At 71.7% G+C, this 18623-nt stretch carries 14 protein-coding genes; 13 read left to right on the top strand and 1 reads right to left on the bottom strand.

Translation table 11 applies throughout. The features are described from left to right. Positions 1-41: 41 nt before the first annotated feature. Positions 42-779: a YoaK family protein gene (locus STRCI_RS04580; protein ID WP_269657531.1), complete on the bottom strand. Its 738-nt coding sequence runs from the start codon at positions 777-779 to the stop codon at positions 42-44. Positions 780-1375: 596 nt separating this feature from the next. On the opposite strand from STRCI_RS04580, the gene STRCI_RS04575 reads away from it, so the two are divergent. The 13 genes from STRCI_RS04575 (at position 1376) to STRCI_RS04515 (ending at position 18617) form a co-directional block, all read left to right on the top strand. Next, positions 1376-3241, top strand: a complete 1866-nt coding sequence (locus tag STRCI_RS04575) for a phage tail sheath subtilisin-like domain-containing protein (protein ID WP_269657530.1) — start codon at positions 1376-1378, stop codon at positions 3239-3241. Positions 3242-3261: 20 nt separating this feature from the next. Beyond that, positions 3262-3786, top strand: coding sequence for a phage tail protein (locus STRCI_RS04570; protein ID WP_015662275.1), 525 nt, complete (start codon positions 3262-3264; stop codon positions 3784-3786). A 20-nt stretch (positions 3787-3806) separates the two neighbouring features. Next, positions 3807-4526: a T4 family baseplate hub assembly chaperone gene (locus STRCI_RS04565; protein WP_269657529.1), complete on the top strand. Its 720-nt coding sequence runs from the start codon at positions 3807-3809 to the stop codon at positions 4524-4526. Further along, positions 4519-5238 carry a hypothetical protein gene (locus tag STRCI_RS04560; protein ID WP_269657528.1) on the top strand — a complete coding sequence of 240 codons (720 nt, stop codon included), beginning with the start codon at positions 4519-4521 and terminating at the stop codon, positions 5236-5238. Before STRCI_RS04565 ends, STRCI_RS04560 begins: the two co-directional genes overlap by 8 nt. A gap of 42 nt (positions 5239-5280) precedes the next feature. Next, a complete protein-coding gene (locus STRCI_RS04555) occupies positions 5281-6093 on the top strand; it encodes a Pvc16 family protein (protein ID WP_269657527.1) in 813 nt (270 codons plus the stop codon). Further along, positions 5981-8059, top strand: a complete 2079-nt coding sequence (locus STRCI_RS04550; protein WP_418953449.1) for an ATP-binding protein — start codon at positions 5981-5983, stop codon at positions 8057-8059. The genes STRCI_RS04555 and STRCI_RS04550 overlap by 113 nt, the downstream gene beginning before the upstream one ends. Further along, positions 8050-8328 carry a hypothetical protein gene (locus STRCI_RS04545; RefSeq protein WP_269657525.1) on the top strand — a complete coding sequence of 93 codons (279 nt, stop codon included), beginning with the start codon at positions 8050-8052 and terminating at the stop codon, positions 8326-8328. The genes STRCI_RS04550 and STRCI_RS04545 overlap by 10 nt, the downstream gene beginning before the upstream one ends. Next, positions 8325-14885, top strand: coding sequence for an eCIS core domain-containing protein (locus tag STRCI_RS04540; protein WP_269657524.1), 6561 nt, complete (start codon positions 8325-8327; stop codon positions 14883-14885). Before STRCI_RS04545 ends, STRCI_RS04540 begins: the two co-directional genes overlap by 4 nt. Positions 14886-14887: 2 nt before the next feature. Beyond that, the gene (locus tag STRCI_RS04535; protein WP_269657523.1) at positions 14888-15625 is read left to right on the top strand and encodes a hypothetical protein; all 738 of its coding nucleotides are present in this window, start codon (positions 14888-14890) and stop codon (positions 15623-15625) included. A 94-nt stretch (positions 15626-15719) separates the two neighbouring features. Then, positions 15720-16421: a hypothetical protein gene (locus STRCI_RS04530; protein ID WP_269657522.1), complete on the top strand. Its 702-nt coding sequence runs from the start codon at positions 15720-15722 to the stop codon at positions 16419-16421. After that, a complete protein-coding gene (locus STRCI_RS04525; RefSeq protein ID WP_269657521.1) occupies positions 16418-17104 on the top strand; it encodes a hypothetical protein in 687 nt (228 codons plus the stop codon). Before STRCI_RS04530 ends, STRCI_RS04525 begins: the two co-directional genes overlap by 4 nt. A gap of 9 nt (positions 17105-17113) precedes the next feature. Beyond that, positions 17114-17485, top strand: a complete 372-nt coding sequence (locus STRCI_RS04520; protein WP_269657520.1) for a LysM peptidoglycan-binding domain-containing protein — start codon at positions 17114-17116, stop codon at positions 17483-17485. Further along, entirely contained in the window at positions 17478-18617 is a 1140-nt protein-coding gene (locus tag STRCI_RS04515; RefSeq protein WP_269657519.1) for a hypothetical protein, read from the top strand. Before STRCI_RS04520 ends, STRCI_RS04515 begins: the two co-directional genes overlap by 8 nt. Positions 18618-18623 lie beyond the last annotated feature (6 nt).

Genomic DNA, 18623 nt, shown 5'->3' with positions numbered 1-18623 from the left:
CCCTCCGGGCGGACGACGGGAATTGTCGGACGGGCCCTGGCTCAGCACTGGGTGTGGACCCAGGGTGCCTCCGTGGCCGACAGGCGGTGGATGGTCACTGAGGTGGCCGTCAGCAGGGCCAGCGCCAGGGCCAGCGGTGGGACCAGGTGGTCGTGCACCAGGAACGCCGCCCCGATCAGGGCGCCGAGCAGCACGGCGAGGACGGAGAGCAGGCGCCGGCCGGGGTGCGCCGCCTCGCCGCCGCCCGCGGTGGAGTCCGCGGCCAGGCCCGCGAGGGTCCGGGTCATCACCGTGGTCGTCATGTCCGGCACGCCCAGACGCAGGGCCGCCGCATTCTGCAGGCCCATCGCCAGCGCCAGGAACACGATCAGCGTGTAGCGGACGCCGGTGGTGACGTCCCCGTCCGCCACCGCGGCCACCACCACGGCCACCGCGACCAGGACCGACTCCACGGCCGTCGCCGCCCTCAGCAGGCGCCCGCGATGCGTCGAGTGCCGGGCGGCGACCCGGCCCCCGGCCACCGCGCCGGTCAGGAACGAGGCCATCGCCACGACGGTCGCGAGCGCGGACAGGTCCTCGGCCCCCGCGAGCGCGAACCCCAGGAAGATCACGTTGCCCGTCATGTTCGCCACGAAGACATGACCGAGGGCGAGAAAGCTGACGGCGTCGACCATGCCGGTGACCAGCGTCAGGGTCAGCATCAGGGGCGGCAGCGGGCCCTGCGGGTCGCCGCCGCGCGGAACGAGCGTACGGGCCGCGTCAGCGAGCAGCCTGCGCATACCGGGTCCCCTTTCGTCGCGGCCGAGCCGGAAGCGCTCCATCCGTACCCCGGGTCCGGTGGCGACGATTCCTGCCGTGCGCCGGAGGAGCGACAGGGCCGGTCCGGCAGGGCATGCGTGTTCGAGTCACCCCGGTGTAATCGGCCACGCCGGATTGTGTACGACTCTGGGAGGCCGCATGTGCGTGTCACCGGGGACGGGGCGCGGGCAAGGGCTTTCTGTGCCCCTGCCCGCCGTGGCGCGGCACGGCGCTGTGAAAGGTCTGTGAACCACCTGGCCGGGGCGCGCAGGCGCGGTGTGCGGATGCCGCGTCGGCGTCTTCACCAAACCCTCTCCCCGGGTGGCCTGAAGGTGCCTTGTTGCGTCAACTCGAAACGCACCAGGGTGGATTGAGCACTTGAGCATCAGGAGTCACAAGCGCGCTGCTTGACCGGGCGGACCGATACGTCCGGGCACTGACGGGGGAACTTGATGCGGTGCGCGCGGCCACCACCGACCAGGTTTCGGGCCCCTGTGCGCACCGCCTTCGGAACGTACGCCTCCGCCTTCTCTTGGTGCCTTCGTCCCGGTGCCCGAGACAGGGATTAGGAGGGGGAATGCCGATGAGCGCGGTGAGCGCCGCCAAGCCGACGTATCCCGGCGTCTACGTCGAGGAGCTTCCCAGCAGCACCCGTACGATCTCGACCCTGACCACGTCCGTGACCGCCTTTGTGGGCCACACCCGGCGCGGTCCGCTCAACGAGCCCGTGCGCGTCACGAGCTTCACGGAGTTCGAGCGCCGCTTCGGCGGCCTGAGCGCGCAGAGCGCCGTCGGTCACGCGGTCCACCAGTTCTTCGGCAACGGCGGCACTATCGCCGTCATCGTCCGCGTCGCCAAGTCCGGCAGCGGCAAGGCCGCCTGCGTCACCCTGGAGTCCACCGAGGGCCACAGCGAGAGCCGGGCCCTGGAGGTGCATGCCAAGGAGCCCGGAGTCTGGGGCAACGGCCTCAGGGTCGCCGTTGACCACGCCACGCCCTGCCCCGACGACACGTTCAATCTGCGCGTGTACGACGCCCGGGGCGAGGCCCGCGAGAGCTTCACCGGCCTGTCCATGGACTCCTCGGAGGGCCGCTACGCCCCCACCGTGATCAACGCCGGGTCCCGGCTGATCCGCGTCGAGGTCGTCGGCGAGGGCCGCCCCGACCCGTCCGGCACCGTCTCCAAGCCCTTCGGCGACGAACTGCCCGACCTCGCCGTCGACTTGACGGTCAAGATCGGTGACGTGGAGCGCGAGTTCACGCTCTACGACCCCGACTGCGACGGCGAAGCCCCGTGTACTGTCGCCGAGTTGGCGCTGCTGCTGGAGCGCAAACTGCGCGCCCTGCCCGACGCCCCCGGCAAGCACGCCTTCGCGGGCGCCGAGGTCACCGCCTTCGGCCGCCGGATCCAGGTGGTCGCGGGCTCCACCGACCCCGAGGACATCGTCCGCTTCCTCGGCGAGTGCGCCAACGACCTGGGCCTGGAGGCCTCCGTCAACCCGCCGGTGTTCCCGCTGGAGGGCGGCGAGGACGGTGCCGCGCCCGGACCGCGCGACCTCATCGGCTCCGAGGCGGGCAAGACCGGCATCCAGGCGCTGCGCGGCGTCGCCGATGTCAACCTGCTGGCGCTGCCGGAGATCTCGGCGTACGAGAAGACCGAGGACATGCTCACCGTCGTCTCGGCCGCGCAGCGGCTGTGCGAGGAGCGCCGGATCTTCCTGCTCGTCGACGCGCCGAGCACCTGGGTCAGCGTGGACACCGCGCGCGCCGGGCTCGCCGCCTTCGACGCCGTCCGCGGCAACCACGCGGGCCTGTACTTCCCGCACATCCAGCTCACCGACCCGCTCACCGGGCGGCTGCGCGCCTTCCCGCCGTCCGGCGCGGTCGCCGGTGTCATCGCCCGCACCGACTCCGAGCGCGGCGTGTGGAAGGCACCGGCCGGAACCGAGGCCCGCCTCATCGGCGTGCGCTCGCTCTCCGTCGACCTCACCGACCGGGAGACCGGACTGCTCAACCCGCTCGGCGTCAACTGCCTGCGCACCTTCCCCGTCACCGGGCCCACGGTGTGGGGCGCGCGCACGCTCCAGGGCTCGGACGCCCTGGACAGCGAGTGGAAGTACGTGCCGGTGCGCCGGCTCGCCCTGCATGTCGAGGAGAGCCTCCAACGCGGCCTGCAATGGGTGGTGTTCGAGCCCAACGACGAGAACCTGTGGCAGCAGATCCGCCTCAGCGCCTCCTCCTATCTGCACACCCTCTTCCGTCAGGGCGCCTTCAAGGGCGGCACCCCGCGCGAGGCGTACTTCGTCAAGTGCGACAGCGACACCACCACGGACGAGGACATCGCGAACGGCGTCGTGAACGTCCTGGTCGGCATCGCGCCCGTGCGGCCCGCCGAGTTCGTGATCGTCAAGATCCAGCAGACGTCCGGGCAGTTCGAGCTCTAAGGATCCCGAGGACATTTTCGATGGCTGAGTTCACGGTCAACGCCCATCGCTTCGACCCCTACAAGAACTTCAAGTTCCTGGTCCTGTGGGACGGTCGGACGGTCGCGGGCATCAGCAAGATCTCCCCGCTGAAGCGGACCACGGAGGTAGTCAAGCACCGGCACGGCGGTGACCCCTCCTCGCCGCGCAAGTCCCCGGGCCGCTCGGAGTTCGAGGGCATCACCCTGGAGCGCGGGGTCACCCACGACCCCGAGTTCGACCGCTGGGCCAACAAGGTCTGGCAGGTCGGCGCGGGCCTCGGCTCCGAGGTCTCGCTCGCCGACTTCCGCAAGGACATCGTCATCCAGGTCCTCAACGAGGCAGGCCAGGTCGCCGTCTCGCACAAGCTGTACCGGACCTGGCCGAGCGAGTACCAGGTCCTCGGCGAACTGGACGCCAACGCCAACGCGGTGGCCATCCAGACGCTGAAGCTGGAGTGCGAGGGCTGGGAGCGGGACTACGAGGTGCCCGAGCCGGAGGAGCCCTCGTTCCTCAACCCGGCCTGAGACACGGGGAGTCGGGGGACATGACGGACACGGGGGCGGCCGTACTGCTGGCCACCTGGGAGGCCGGACTCGCCGAGGCGCCGGCCGGGCGCGCGCTGCTGCTGCACCGCACCGCCCGGCCGGACCTCGACGGCACCGCACTGCCGGCCCTGCCGGTGGGCCGGCGCGAATCGGACCTGTTCGCGCTGCGCCGGGCGCTGTTCGGGGACCGGATGCAGGTACGCCTGGACTGCGCGGCCTGCGCCGCGGACATGGAGTTCGACCTGGACGCCGGGCAGTTCGCGCCGCGTACGGACGGCCAGGAGGTGACGATCTCCGAGAACGGCTGGGAGGTGGCCTTCCGGCTGCCCGGCGTCGCCGACCTCACGGCGGCGGCCCGGGCCGCCGACCCGCGTGCGGCCCTGCTCGCACGGTGCCTGGTCACGGCGACGCACCACGGGACGGCGGCCCCGGCCTCTTCACTGCCCGCTCCGGTCCAGCGGCGGATCGCCGACGCGGTCGAGGCCGCCGATCCCGGCGCCGACGTGACGATCGACGTGGCCTGCCCCGACTGCGGGCAGGCCACCCGGGCGGAACTCGACATCGCCTCCTACCTCTGGACCGAACTGGACGCCTGGGCACGGGACGTACTGCTCGACGTCCATCTGCTCGCCACCGCGTACGGCTGGAGCGAGCCGCAGATCCTGGCGCTCAGCCCGCTGCGCCGCCGCTACTACCTGGAGCTGTGTGCGGATGTCTGACGCCGAGGGGACGCCGGTCCCCGACTTCCTCGACCGGCTGCTCGCCCGGCACGCACCGGCGGCGCCACCCCGCCCGGACGTGGCCCGGCTACGGCCCAGGCTCCCGGGCCCGTTCGAACGCGTCGAGGCGGTACGGGGCACCGCCCCGGAACCGGACGGGGCCACGCCCGCCGCTGCCCTGTGGCCGACGGCCGCACCACACCGCGACGCGCCGGGGCGGACCGAGGTCCGGCTCCGGACGGAGCGGGAGCAGACTGTCGTGCGCACGGAACGCACCGTGGAAGAGCGGGAGTTGAGCCCCACTCCAGTTCCGCTCACGCCCCCGCGGCTGCGCCCCGTGACGCCGGTCGCGCCCCGGGCCGTTCCCGAGCCGACGCGGCGCGGCCCGGCGGCCCGGGGACGGCAGGAGCGGAGTCCCGACCGGGGTCCGGCCACCGTCCCGGCAGGCAGGGACGCCCCGTCAACCACCCCCCTGCCCACCCCCTTGCGGCCCACCGCCGCGGACACGGCGACGGCCCGCGACGCCGTACGGCAGGCCGCTGCCCGGCGCCCCGCGCGCCGGCCCGAACAGGTGGTGCAGGTGCAGATCGGACGGCTGGAGGTGACGGCCGGACCGGCTCCGAGCGACGGCAACCGGCAGCGGTCGCCCGAACACAGCCGTCCCGGTGCGACGTTGAGCCTCGCCGACTACCTGACGCGCGGGCGGGAGTGACATGCGGCACGAGAACCACGAGGGAACCGAGGAACGGACGTCATGAGCAACGCACTCGTCATCGCGCATGTCACCCAGGCCCTCGCCCTGCTCATCGAGTCGAACCTGGGGCCGGAGTTCGGCGCGGCCGTCAAGGTGGAGCCCCGCAAGCCGCCCGCCGACCCGCCCGCCGAGCCGACCGTGACCGTGTTCCTGTACCAGGTCACGCCCAACACCTCGCAGCGCAACAACGACCTGCCGACCCGGGCCTCCGACGGCACGCTGGTCAAGCGCCCCGCCGCCGCCCTCGACCTGAACTTCCTGATCAGCGCGTACGGCGAGGAGACCGAACTGGTCGGCCAGCGGCTGATCGGCGCCGTCGTGCGCGCCCTGCACGAGATGCCGGTGCTGCCCAAGGACGTCATCGAACAGGCCGGTGAGCGGCCGTATTTGGCGGGCAGCGACCTCGCCGACGCCGTGCAGCGGGTGCGCTTCACACCGGCCGTGATGGACATCGACGAGGCGTCGAAGCTGTGGGGGATGCTCCACCAGACGCCCTACTCGCTGTCCGTGGTCTACCAGGCGTCCCTGGTCTTCGTCGACGGCCGTGAATCGCCGGTGCCCGGGAAGCCGGTGCAGCGGTCGGTGGTGCGGGTGCTGCCGTTCGGGGCGCCGGGGGCACCGGTGCCGCCGGGCGCGGGCCTGCGGGTCGAGGAGCCTTCGGATTCGGCCTCGGCTTCAGCAGGTGAAGACGAGGCGGCACCTGCCACCACGCCCGCCAAGAAGGCCGCTAGGCCCCCCGCCAAGACCCCGGCCCGGACTCGCAGGAAGAGTACGGCGCCTCGCCCGCGTAAGGGCGACGGCGAGCGGAACTGAGACGACGGACCGACGAGCGGGGGCAGGTGAGAACATGACGACGGACACACGGGCCGAGAGCTCGTCGCTGACCACGGAGATCCGGCGCGTACTGGCCCGTGTCGACGCCCACGCGGCAGGCACGACGGGCTCGGAGACGCCGGAGACCGCCCCCGCGCCCAATGGCCCCGTCCCTCTGGACGCACTCGTCACCTGCTTCGGGCTCACCTCCTTCGAACGGGACGTCGTACTCCTCGCCGCCGCCCAGGAGTTGGAGCCCACGACATCGGCCCGCTGCGCAGCCGCCGGCGGCGACCCCGATCGGACGTACCCCACCTTCTCCCTCGCCCTGGCCGCGCTGGCCGAACCGCACTGGAGCGCCCTCACTCCGGTCGCCCCGCTGCGCCGTTGGCGAATCGTCGAACTCGACGACGCGGCCCGCCTGACCACCACCCGGCTGCGCCTCGACGAACGCATCCTGCACTTCCTGCTGGGCTCCCCCTACTTGGATGCCCGCCTGCACGGCCTACTGCGCCGCACCCCCGCCCCGGACCGACTGCCTCCCTCCTACGACCTGGCCGCGAGCCGCGTCGCCGAGGGCTGGACCACCGTCGGCGGACCGGACACCCCACCGGTCGTCGAGATCACCGGCGGTGATCCGCGCAGCCGGGCCGACATTGCGGCCGCCGCAGCCGCCCGCGCCGGGCTCGGCCTGTACACCGCCGCCGCCGAGGACATCCCGGCCGACCCGGCCGAACGCGACGCCCTCGCCCGCCTCTGGCAGCGCGAGGCGATCCTGCTGCCCGCCGCGCTCCTGGTGGCGGCCGGAGACCTGGACCGCGACCAGCGGGCGGCCACCGAGGCGTTCCTGGCCGCGGCCGCCGTACCCGTCGCGGTGTCCAGCGAGGACCCGCTGCGCACCGACCGCGCCCACGCGGCCCGGGTGACCGTGCCGCGCCTGGACGACGACGAGCAACTCACCCTCTGGGCGGACGCGTTCCAGCCGGTCGCAGACCTCGACGACACCGAACTGCGCTCCCTGATCGCCCAGTTCCAGCTCCCCCCGCACGTCGTACGCTCGGCCGCCGCCACCGTGCGCCGCCGACTGCCCTTCGAGGACCGCCTCGACGCCGCCCAACTCGCCTGGCGCGCCGGGCTCGAAGAGGCCCGCGTCGGCATGGACGAGCTCGGCCGCCGGATCGAACCGCAGGCCGGCTGGGACGACCTGGTCCTGCACGAACGCCAGACCGGTGTGCTGCGGGAGATCGTCGCGCACGTCCGGCAGCGGGCGACCGTCCACCAGGAGTGGGGATTCGCCGCCACCCTGCGCCGCGGCCTCGGCGTCACCGCGATGTTCGCGGGCGGCTCCGGCACCGGCAAGACCCTGGCCGCCGAGGTGATGGCCAGGGAACTCGGCCTGGATCTCTTCGTGATCGACCTCTCCCAGGTGGTCAGCAAATACATCGGCGAGACCGAGAAGAACCTCCGCCGCGTCTTCGACGCCGCCGAACGCGGGGGCGCGCTGCTGCTGTTCGACGAGGCCGACGCGCTGTTCGGCAAGCGCAGCGAGGTCAAGGACAGCCATGACCGGTACGCCAACCTGGAGGTCAGCTATCTGCTGATGCGGATGGAGGCGTACCGCGGCCTGGCCATCCTGACCACCAACATGAAGAAGGCCCTGGACACGGCCTTCATGCGCCGGATCCGCTTCGTAGTGGACTTCCCCTTCCCGGCGGAGGACGAGCGCGCCGAGATCTGGCGACGAGTGATCCCGGCCCAGGCCCCGGTGAAGGACCTGGACCCCACCCTCCTCGCCCAACTCACCGTCGCGGGCGGCTCGATCCGCAATATCGCCCTGTCCGGGGCCTTCCTCGCCGCCGAGGAGGACGACCGGCTCCAGATGCGGCACATGCTCGCCGCCGCCCGCACCGAGTACCTGAAGCTGGAGCGCTCCCTGACGCCGGCGGAGGTGCGCGGATGGGTGTGAAGCCGAGTGAGATCCGGGTGAACGTGGGGGAGTTGGCCGTGACCGGCTTCCGGGTGGACCCCGAGCGGGTCTCCGCCGCCTTCGAGAGCGAGCTGTCCCGGCTGATCCGCGCGCACGGCGTCCCCCTGGCGGCGGACGGCACCGTGAGCGTCGACGCGCTGAGCGGACTGCCGCCGCTGCCCGCCGGCCTCTCCGCCCGGCGCCTGGGCCAGGAACTCGCCCGCGCGGTGCACCAAGGGCTCAGCGGCCACGGGGAGGTGACCCGATGAGCAACTCCCGTGCCCAGGAAGCCGGTTCCGAGCAGACGGCAGAACAGCGCCGCCGCAAGCGCAAGGAACGGTCCGCCAAGTCCCGTACTCCCGAACCCAAGAACATCGTCAGCGGCGCCGGACAGCCCCTCGACCCCGGGGTCCGCCGGGAGCTGGAGGAACGCCTCGGCCACGACCTGAGCCGAGTCCGCCTCCACACCGGCCGTGACGCCGGGCAGCTGACCGACCTGCTCGGCGCGGACGCGGTCGCGGTCGGCCAGGAGGTCTTCTTCCGCGAGAGCGCCTTCAAGCCCGGCACCGACGAAGGCATGCGCCTGCTCGCCCACGAACTCCTGCACACGGTCCAGAACCCGCACGGCCTCGGTACCCTGCGCGCGGGCCGCGACCTGGGCGCGGTGAGCCTCCCGCAACAGGCCATCGAGCGGGAGGCGGAATCGGCGGCCCAGGATCTCGTACGGCAGACCGACGCGGCCGGTCCGACGGAGGTCTCGGAGGGTCAGGCGACCCCGGGCTGGCTCCGGTACGCCACCGTCGACGCCGACCGGCGCCGCATGGAGCAGCTGGACCCCGCGACCCTGGTGGACCGGCTGGCGAATGGGCTGCTGCGGTCGCTGCGGGGGGATCCGGAGGATCGGTCGGGCCGGGTGCGGTTGCAGTTGGCGCAACTGGCGCCGGAAGTGCAGGACGTCGTACTGGACCGGCTTGAGGTACGGCTGCCCACGCCTGTCGTCGACCGGTTGGTGGGCCTCATCGAGGAGACGGAACAGGGGCCGCTGCCGTTGGACGCGGCTCCGGCGCCTGGGGCTGTGCCGGGCGGGGCTGAGGAGGTCGAGGGCGAGCGGGAGAGGCCTGAGGCGGAGCCGGGGGCGCGGGACCAAAAGGAGGGCCAGGAGGGCGAGGAGGGCCAGGAGGGCGAGCAGGCGGAGTCAGGGGCCTCCGAAGACGCGGCACGGGTGCCTCAGCAGGCCGGCGCAGGTGCGCGGCAGGAGGAACAGCCGTCAGCGCGGGACGAGGCAGGCGCGCAGAAGGACCTGCAGGGCAAGGCCGAGGGAGAGCAGACCGAGGCTGAGGAGGCGTCGAGCGAGGCAGAGGAGGCGCAGGAGGACTCCCAGGCCGTCGAGGAGCAGCCCACGCAGCAGGTTGCGGCCGAGCCCGCCCCGGCCCCGGAGCCCGCACGCGCCGCCGCCCCCGCCACGGTGGACCGCAGCGGTGCGGAGCCGGGGGAGCGGTCCAGGGTGGGTGGTGAGACGCGGCGGTTCCGGAGTGTGGGAGATCCGTCGAACGAAGAGGACGTCGACGACGAGCCGTTGGGTCTGGAACCGGAGCCCACGGACGAGGCCGAGGCGGAGTCCGACGGCGACGACGAGGAGCAGGGCGCGGGCGGCTCCGGCGAGGCCGTCGACCTCGCCGGAGAGCGGGACGACCCGAAGAACATGACGCCCGCCGAGCGACGCCGGAAGAAGGGCGCGCCGTCGCCGGTCGTCGTGGCGTCGCCCGACGGCGAACCGATTCCGGACCTCGCCATCGAGGAGCCCGGGGCGGACACCGCGCCGCGCACCGAGGAGGACGGAGCCGAGGACCAGGAACTCGAGCAACTCCTCGGCGCCGCTTCGGCGGAGCAGGATCTGGGGGCGGAGGACGCGCCCGGTACCGCCGCTACCTCGGAGGGGCCGGGTCGGGAGTCCGCCGGACCGTCGGGCCAGAACTCGGCCGGGCGGGACGCGGACAGGCAGCGGTCCGAGGACGCCGAAGCACGCCGTCGCGATGAGGAGGCACGAAACGCGGACGAGGCGGGGAGCTCCGCCGTGCCCGCGACCGGGGAGACAGCCGCTCCGGCGCAGCTGGACAAGGCGGGCGAGGACGCCCGGCGCCAGGAGACGGGCAGCGCGACGTCCGGTTCAGGTCCGGCAGCGTCGGGCGGTACGGCCCGCGACGGCGGATCCGGCGCGCCTGAGAAGAGTGGCGGCTCCGCCGCGTCGGAGAGCCGGTCGAAAACCGATGCTGCACCGGGTGGCCGGGACACCAAGACGGATCACGAAACAGCGGAAAGCCCCGCTGACAAGGAGACCCAGACTCCGGCAGAGACCCCCAGTGGCCAGGAGACCCCCGCGCCCGCCGGATCTGACGTCACCGAAGGCAAAGGCCCCGCCACCACCCCGTCCCCGCAGACCGGCCCCGAGCGTGTCTCCACACCCGGCCCCGCTGCCGCGCCCGAACTCGCGGCGGGCAACGGCCCAGCCCCCAGATCCGCGGGCCCCGAGCCCAGGACCAACACCCCGAAGGCCGTCGAGTCCCCGAGCCCGGCGGCCCGGCCGAAACCGACGGGAGCCAAGCGGCAGGCGGCCAAGGCGGCGGCCCGGCGCGGCGGGGGCGGCGGCAGCCGTACGCCCTCCGCCCCGGCTCCCGTGCGCCGCGGCGGCGGTGGACGGGGCGCCGTGTCCGGTCCCGGCAAGGCGAGGAAGGAGGCCCCGGCCCCGGACGTATCGAACGCCACTCCCGAGGCGGGACTGTCCACCGCGGCCGGCTTGAAGCCGCACCAGGCCCTGGAGACCCTCAAGGGCGTGGACGGCGCCGTCGGCCGCTCGGTCGACAAGGAACGCACGGCCCTGCGCAAGGCCCCGCCCGAGACGCAGCGCCCCTCCGGCTCCCCGAGGACGGTGCCCGGCGGTCCGACGGCGGCGGCTCCGGGCACGTACACCAACGCCAAGGTCGCCCGCACCGAGGCGGCCCGTGGCAGCACGCCCGAGATCGCAGGCGAGCAGAGGCCGGAAGGGGAGGTGCCGGGCGCGAACGTGCCGGAGCCCAGCTGGTGGGACATCGCGGTGACCATCGGCGCCCAGCTCTTCGGCAAGCTCCTGAAGGAGATCCTGCCGCTCGACGACCTCATCGACTCCATCCTCGGCCTGCCCACCCAGGACGAGGGACTCCGCAACGCCCGCGTCGGCGACGCACCGAGGCTGCCGCTGGAGGACGACTCCGACCCCCGGCGCACCGACGAGCAGGGGCAGAAGCTCGACGAGCGCAAGGGCGAACTCCAGCGCGCCGGCCGGGACGACGCCGCCCGCCCGATGGGCGAGGACCAGATCTACCCGGACGTCCCCAGGGAGACGCTGACCGGCAAGGTGCCCGGCGGGAAGGGCGGCGCCAAGGCGAGCGGCCCCCGGTCGGTGTCCGGCGGGGTGCCCATCGAATCCGCCTCCGCCGTCGCCGAGCACGACCGCGGACCGCAGATCCGCGCCGGGTTCGCCCAGGGCGGCCAGAAGATGACGCAGGAGCGCCGGGCCAAGGACAAGAAGGCCGCTGACGACCGCGGACAGTACGACCAGGACCTCCAGCGCGAGGTCACCGCCAGCGGCAAGAAGCAGGCGGACGCCCGCGCCAAGGGCCGCGACGACGTCGCCAACTCCCGCGACCGCTGGCGAAAGGAGCAGGACGACAAGGTCGCGGAGATCGACGGCAAGAAGGGCAAGAGGTACGACCAGGTCCGCAAGGACATCACGAAGAAGGAGGAGGACACCGACAAGGACGTAGACAAGCGCACCGAGGACGACAACAAGCAGATCGAGACCGAGCAGACCAACGCCGAACGGGATGCGGAGAAGAAGCAGGACGAGGGCAAGGACGACGCCGACAACTGGCTCGAAGAGGCGATCGAGAAGCTCAAGGAGTTCTTCGAGGGCCTGAAGAACGCCATCAAGGGCATCTTCGAGAAAGCCCGCCAGGCCGTCACCGAGCTCATCGACAAGTTCAAGCAGCACGTCTTCAAGCTCATCGACGACGCCCGCAACTGGGTCATCGACCAGATCAACACCTTTGCCGACGCGCTGATCGCCCTCGGTGACGAACTCCTCGCCGACTACCCGGCGATGCGCGACAAGTGGCGCAACACCATCGACGGCGCGCGCGACTGGGCCGTGGAGAAGGTCAACCAGTTCGCCGATGCCCTCAAGGAGGTCGCCGGGAAGCTGCTCGACGGGCTGTGCGGGGCGCTGCTCGCCGGGCTCGACCTGCTGGAGACCGGGCTGCTCGCGGCCGTCGACATCGCCGAGACCGTCACCGTCGGCGCGCTGGAGTTCGGTGCCGCCGCCGTCGCGGCGCTCGGCGAGTGGGCGGCCATCTTCAACGACATCGTCTCCGACCCCGGCGACTGGATCAGCAAGGCCGGGGCGGCCGCCGAGACCGGTGCCAGGGACCATCTCTTCGACGAGATCAAGACGGCGGTCAAGGCCTGGTTCAACCAGAAGGTCCAGGAGATCATCGGCATCCCGATGGAGGACTTCCAGGCCCTGATCGACGGCGGTGTGACGGTCGATCAGATGGCGCAGATGGCCTGGGACGAGGCGGTGCCCCAACTCCCGGTCATCATCGGGGTCCTGGTGCTCGAGAAGGTCGTCGCAAAGCTCATTCCGGGTGCCGGCTGGGTCATGGCGATCATCGACGCGCTCCAGACCGCCTGGGGTGCGCTCAGTGAGATCCTCGCCGCCTTCGGCCTGTTCATGGACTTCCTGAAGTCGGTCAAGAGCGGCAACGGCGCCCTGCCCTTCGCCAAGGCGGTCGCCGCGGGTGTCGTGGCCCTGCTGGAGCTGGTGTACACGTTCCTGATCGAGGGCGTCGGCCGGTTCATGGGCAAGGTTGCCGACCGGCTCGGCGACATGCTGAAGAACATCCGCCGGAAGAAGGGCAATCCCGGCAAGCCGGGGGAGCCCAGCCCACCGAACAAGCCGAAGGACCAAAAGCCCAAGGACGGCGACCGGCCGAAGGACGACGAGCCCGCCGCCCCGACCCGTCCCGCCGACCGCCCCGCCCCGCGCAAGCCGTCCCCGGACAAGACCTCACGCCCCCCGTCCAAGCCCCGGCCGGGCAAGCGCTCCTCGGCGGAGAAGAAGCCCCGCACCTCCCAGACCACCCGCCCCAAAAAGCGCCGCGACGACGCCGAACGCCGCGAGGAGGGCCGGGACGTCAACGCCGCCCGCCGCCGCGCCCGCGACGCCGAACGCCGCACCCGCGACGACGACATGAAGGAGCGGACCACCCGCCCCGAGCGCCGCGGCCCGGCCCGGGACACTCTGCGCACCGACCGGCGCCGCCCGGACACCGACCGCAAGGACACCAAGGACCGCACGGACGACCGCTCCACGCGCAAGGACGACCGGCGACCGGACGACGACCGGCGGACCCGTGACCGCGGCCCCGGCCGGGTCCGGCGCGCCCGCCAGACCGTCAAGTCGGCGGTGAACCGCGCCCGTCGCGCGGGCCGCAAGCTGTACGGCAAGGCCCGCCGCAAGCTCGGCAACCGGCTGAACGACCGGCTGCGCAGGCTGCGCAACCAATGGCGCCGCCGCAAGGACCGGCTGCGCGACAACCGCACCCGCAAGCGTGAGCGCGACCGTCGGGAGCGCCGTGACGAGCGGAACACCCGCGATCTGACGCTGCCGAAGGCACGGTTCCGCGACGACACCGATTCGGTTCACACGCTGATGTTCCACGGCAAGGGACCCCGGGCTGACCTCCAGGTGCACAGCGCGCCCAGCCGGGTGCCCGCCTTCCTCGACGCCTGGGAGAGCGAGCTCGCCCAGGTCGACGACGCGGCGGACCGGGCGGCCCAGAAGTCCGCGATCCAGGCCGCGCGGGCCAGTTACCAGCGGGCGGAGGCGCTCCAGGACACGCTGCCGGCGAAGGTGATGCGCGAGGAGCAGGAGAAGCTCCGCGCCGACTGGCGGCCGGCCTATGTGAGGCTGCGGGGGGAACTGGACGTCCTGGCCGGGTATCTGAAGCAGCGACCGCACCCCGTGCCGCTCCCGGAGCCGCGGATCCCGCCCTTCCCGAACGCGTCCACGCCCGCGGACCCGTTCACCGCCGAGTACCTGAACAAGGGGAGCAAGGGCACACCAGCCAGCGCCGCACCGGACGACCAGCCCATCGGCTGGCAGTACATCGAGGACAACGACCTCAACGACGATCCCAGTGACCGCTGGGTGAAGATGCATCTGCTGCCCGACGCCATCGGGGGCCCGGCCCGCGGCAAGAACCTCGTGCCCGCCAGTGGCCCGGGTGTGAACACCCCCTTCCTGCACGGGGTGGAGCAGCATGCCAAGGACGCGCTGCACCTTGCCCACACCGGCGAGGAGCAGATGATCTGGTACGAGTCGAAGGTCAGCTATCACGGTGCGCCGGTGCCGCGGGGCTTCCCTGACTTCATCGAATCGTCCTGGGGCGTGTACTGGGAGAACCGGCCCAAGCAGAGGTGGGAGAAGGACGACTCACCGCGCACCGATCCGTACTCCAAGACACCGGACCCCCCGTCGAAGGAACGCCGGCTGTTCCTGAACAAGGCCCCCGCCGACAAGATCCGGCGCATGCTGCGGGAAACGGATGAGTTCGTGGACGTCCTGGTCAAGGCGCGCCCGTTCCACACCACCCTGGACATCGCGAAGGCCGTCGCCCGGCACGAGCGGAGCAAGCGGCGCGGCGGGCGCCTGCGCGACAAGGAGCGCCGGCTCGCGAACATCCTCAACGGCATCAAAGAGGGCCGCATCACCCTGGAAGAAGAGGTCTGACCATGACGCCCCCCGAGGGGACCATCGCATCCCCGAACCATTACGAACGACTGCTCCTGTCGGCCCTGGACGAACTCGGTACGTGCCCGCAGATCGCCGTCTCGCGCCAGGAAGCGACGGTGGAGAGCGAGGCCGAGGGCCCGGACGGCATCACCCCCGCCGAACTCGCCGCCGAGGCCATGGAGGCGGCGCAACTCCTCCCCGAACTGGCGGACATCACCGTGGACCCGCGGATCACCGAGGAGGCGCCGCGGCTGCGCCGGATCGCCGCCCACTGGCGCGGCACCGACGCCGCGCCGGACCTCACCGGCGAGTTCCGGGTCCCGCAGTTCCACCGCGCGATCTTCGATCCGGCGCCACCGCTGGCCTGGGAGGGTTCCACGCCCGACGAGCGGGAACTGCTCGCGCAGTTCCGGCAGATCGACGGTCACCCGCACTCCGGCACCGGTCAGGTCGCCCTGGTCAGACTGATGCCGCACACCGCTCCGTTGGAGATCTGGATGTGGGACGACCGCCTCGGCGCCCAGCGGATGGACCTGGACTACCTCGGCTACCTGGAAGCACTCGCGGTCACCAAGGGCACCCACGGCTGGCAGTACCTGTTCACCGGCCTGTCGCTCAGGGGCGTCGACCTCCGGCATACGGCCGACCAGATGCGGGCCATGCTGGACCACTTCCCGGAGCTGTTCCCGCAGCACGACTACACGCGGCTGCGTGAACGCCTGGAGGAGCGCCTGTGACCCGCTACGTCGACATCCCCGAACCAACCCTTCGTCAAGGCGCGCAGCCAGCTGTTGGCCCGATGGATGAGAACGAAGTGAGCTGGACGGTGTCATGACTGCGAACAACGAGGAAGAATTCCGGTACCCGTTCGAGGCGCGCTGCGCCGAACTCCTCCGGGAGATCGGGAAGGCCCCTGAACTCGATGTGCACGTCGCGCAGTTGGAAGAGATCATCGCTCTGTTCGAGGACGCCGAGTCGGTCTTCGAGGAACTCGCGGAGGACGACGGACTGCCGCTGAGCCGCCAGATCCAGGACTGCTTCTTCCGCTACGGCAGCGTCGATGCCGCCTGGCGCTACCGGCGCCCCGAAACGGCACTCGTCGGGGAGTTCAAGATCCGCCACATCCTGAGCGCCATCGGCAATATGCGGATGACGAGGTTCTGGAAGGGCGAGGACGACGTCGAGCGCGCCCTCTACAAGGATCTCCGGATCATCGACGACAACCCCCAGACCGGCTCCGGCCGTATGTCCCTGCTGCGGGCCACCCCAGGTGCCGCCAACCCTGAGATCTGGTTCTTCGACATGCGGCAGGGCGCCATCCCCATGGAGCTGGACTACCCCGCCTATCTGGAGACCGTGATGGTCACCAAGGGCGTGATCGGCTGGCAGTACCTCTACTGCGCACCGGAATTGTGCGGCGAGGGCTTCTTCCCGCTGGTGGAAGGGCTCACGGAAATGCTCGACGTCTTTCCCAGCCTCTTCCCCGCCCACGACTACACAGACCTCCGCGCCCGCCTGGAGGAGCGCCTGTGACCCGCTACGCCGACATCCCCAAGCCGATCCGCTCCGGCATCGTCGTCGTCGACCCCGACACCGGCGCCCCGCAACGCGTCATCGTGCTGCAGTTCAACCCGGACACCCTGGAGCGCAGCGTCGCGCCCCAGTCCGCGGGGGACGGCGCCGACGCCGGAGGCGGCGGTACCGGGAGCGGGGACCGCAACGAGGCCCTGCGGCTGAAGGGCCCCGCGCAGGAGACCTGGAAGTTCACCGCCGAGATCGACGCCACCGACCAGTTCGAGATCGCCGCGCCCGACGGGATCCATCCCCAGCTCGCCACGCTGGAGATGCTGGTGCAGCCGACCACCGCCCAACTGCGCGCCGCGAGCAGGCTGTCGCAGAAGGGCGCCATCGAGATCAGCCCGATCGAGATGCCACTCACCCTGTTCACCTGGGGCAGCAAGCGGGTGATGCCGGTACGGCTCACCGAACTCTCCGTCAACGAGTCCGCGTTCGACGTGAACCTCAACCCGATCCGTGCCTCCCTCTCCGTCGGCCTGAAGATCCTCACCGTCAGTGATCTCCCGGCCGGCCATCGGGGCGCGGACCTCTACCTCGCCCACCTCGCGCAGAAGGAGCGGCTTGCCGCCGCTGCGCGAGGTGGCAGCACGGGCGGGCTCGGGCTCGCCGGAACCAACGCCTTCACGGGAAGGGGCTGAGTCGCACCCATGGCCGACACCGAGCCGTACGAGAACGCCTTCGACGCGATACCCGGCGCCCACCCCTACCCCCGCACCAGCCGCTACCACGATGCCGAGATCGGCATCCACCGGCGGCCCGACGGCACCGAAGTCCGGTACACCAAGCGCCGGTTGCTCCCACCGCTCGACCAGGACGAGGGCGAGACCGTGGGTCACACCGTCGCCGCCGGTGAGCGCCCCGATCTGCTCGGGCAGCGCTACTTCGGCGACCCCGCCCAGTGGTGGCAGATCGCCGACGCCAACCCCGTACTCGATCCGGAGGAGCTGACGGACGAGCCCGGACGTGTCATCGGCATCCCGCTGACCGGCGGATTCCCCCGCGGAGACCGGCGTGTCTGAGCAGCCCGTGGGGCAGGGCCCCGTCCATCTCACCCTCCTCATGGGACCCAAGCTCGCCCGGCCCGTCCCCGCCGAGGTCACCGAGGCGCTGCTCACCGCCCAGATCACCGCCACCGCGGGCGAACGCAGCGGCTTCCAGCTGGCCTTCGACCTCACCAAGAACGGCATCATCAGCCGGCGCCTGCTGCCCGAGGGGTTCTTCGACCCGAAGACGCGGATCATCGTCACGGTCAGTGTGAAAGGCACCGCGGAGGTGCTCTTCGATGGGCTGATCGTCCGCCACGAGGTCGGTGCCAGCAACCGTCCGGGACACTCCACCCTCACCGTCACCGGCGAGGACCTGACGCTCCTGATGGACCTGGAGGAGCGCACCGCCTCCTACCCCAACCTGCCGCCCTCCGAGCGGGCCCTGGCCATCCTGCGCCGCTACTCCGACTACGGCGTCCGGCCCGACGTCTACACCGAGAAGGTCGCCCAGCCCCCGCACCAGGACCTGCGCGTCCACTACCAGACGGGCACCGATCTCCAGTACGTCACCGAACTCGCCCGCGCCAACGGCTACACCTTCTATCTGGAGCCCGGCCCCAACCCCGGCCAGTCCTCGGCCCGTTGGGGACCCGAGGTCCGCCTCGGCATCCGCCAGCACGCCCTCAACGTCAACATGGACGCCCACTCCACCGTGGACCAGCTGACGTTCGCCTACGACGGCACCGCCCGCGAGGAACCGCAGGCTCGCTGGCAGAACCCCGAGACCCGGCAGTCCGCGCTGCTCCCGCAGCCGTCGATCAGCCCCCTGCGCCCGCCCCTCGGCAGGCGGCCCACCCCGGCCCTGAAGCGCAGGACGCTGTCCGGCACTGCCAAGCAGCAACGCGAGCAGGCCGAGGCCGAGTTGCTGGCCCGCGCCGCGGTCTCCGCCGACGTCGTCTCCGGTTCCGGCTCCCTCGACGTCAACCGTTACGGCTATCTCCTCCAGCCCCGCCAGCTCGTCGGTGTGCGCGGCGCCGGGCGCGCCTATGACGGCGACTACTACGTCAAGTCCGTCACCCACAACCTCCGTCCGGGCTCGTACCAGCAGAACTTCACGCTCTCCCGCGAGGGCCTGGAGGCCCGCAGCGACTACGTACGGCCGTAACACCCT

Origin of the sequence: Streptomyces cinnabarinus (assembly GCF_027270315.1) — a bacterium.
GTDB classification, from domain to species: domain Bacteria; phylum Actinomycetota; class Actinomycetes; order Streptomycetales; family Streptomycetaceae; genus Streptomyces; species Streptomyces cinnabarinus.
The sequence above is the reverse complement of the archived record's forward strand: the minus strand, read 5'-3'. Positions and strand labels throughout refer to the sequence as shown.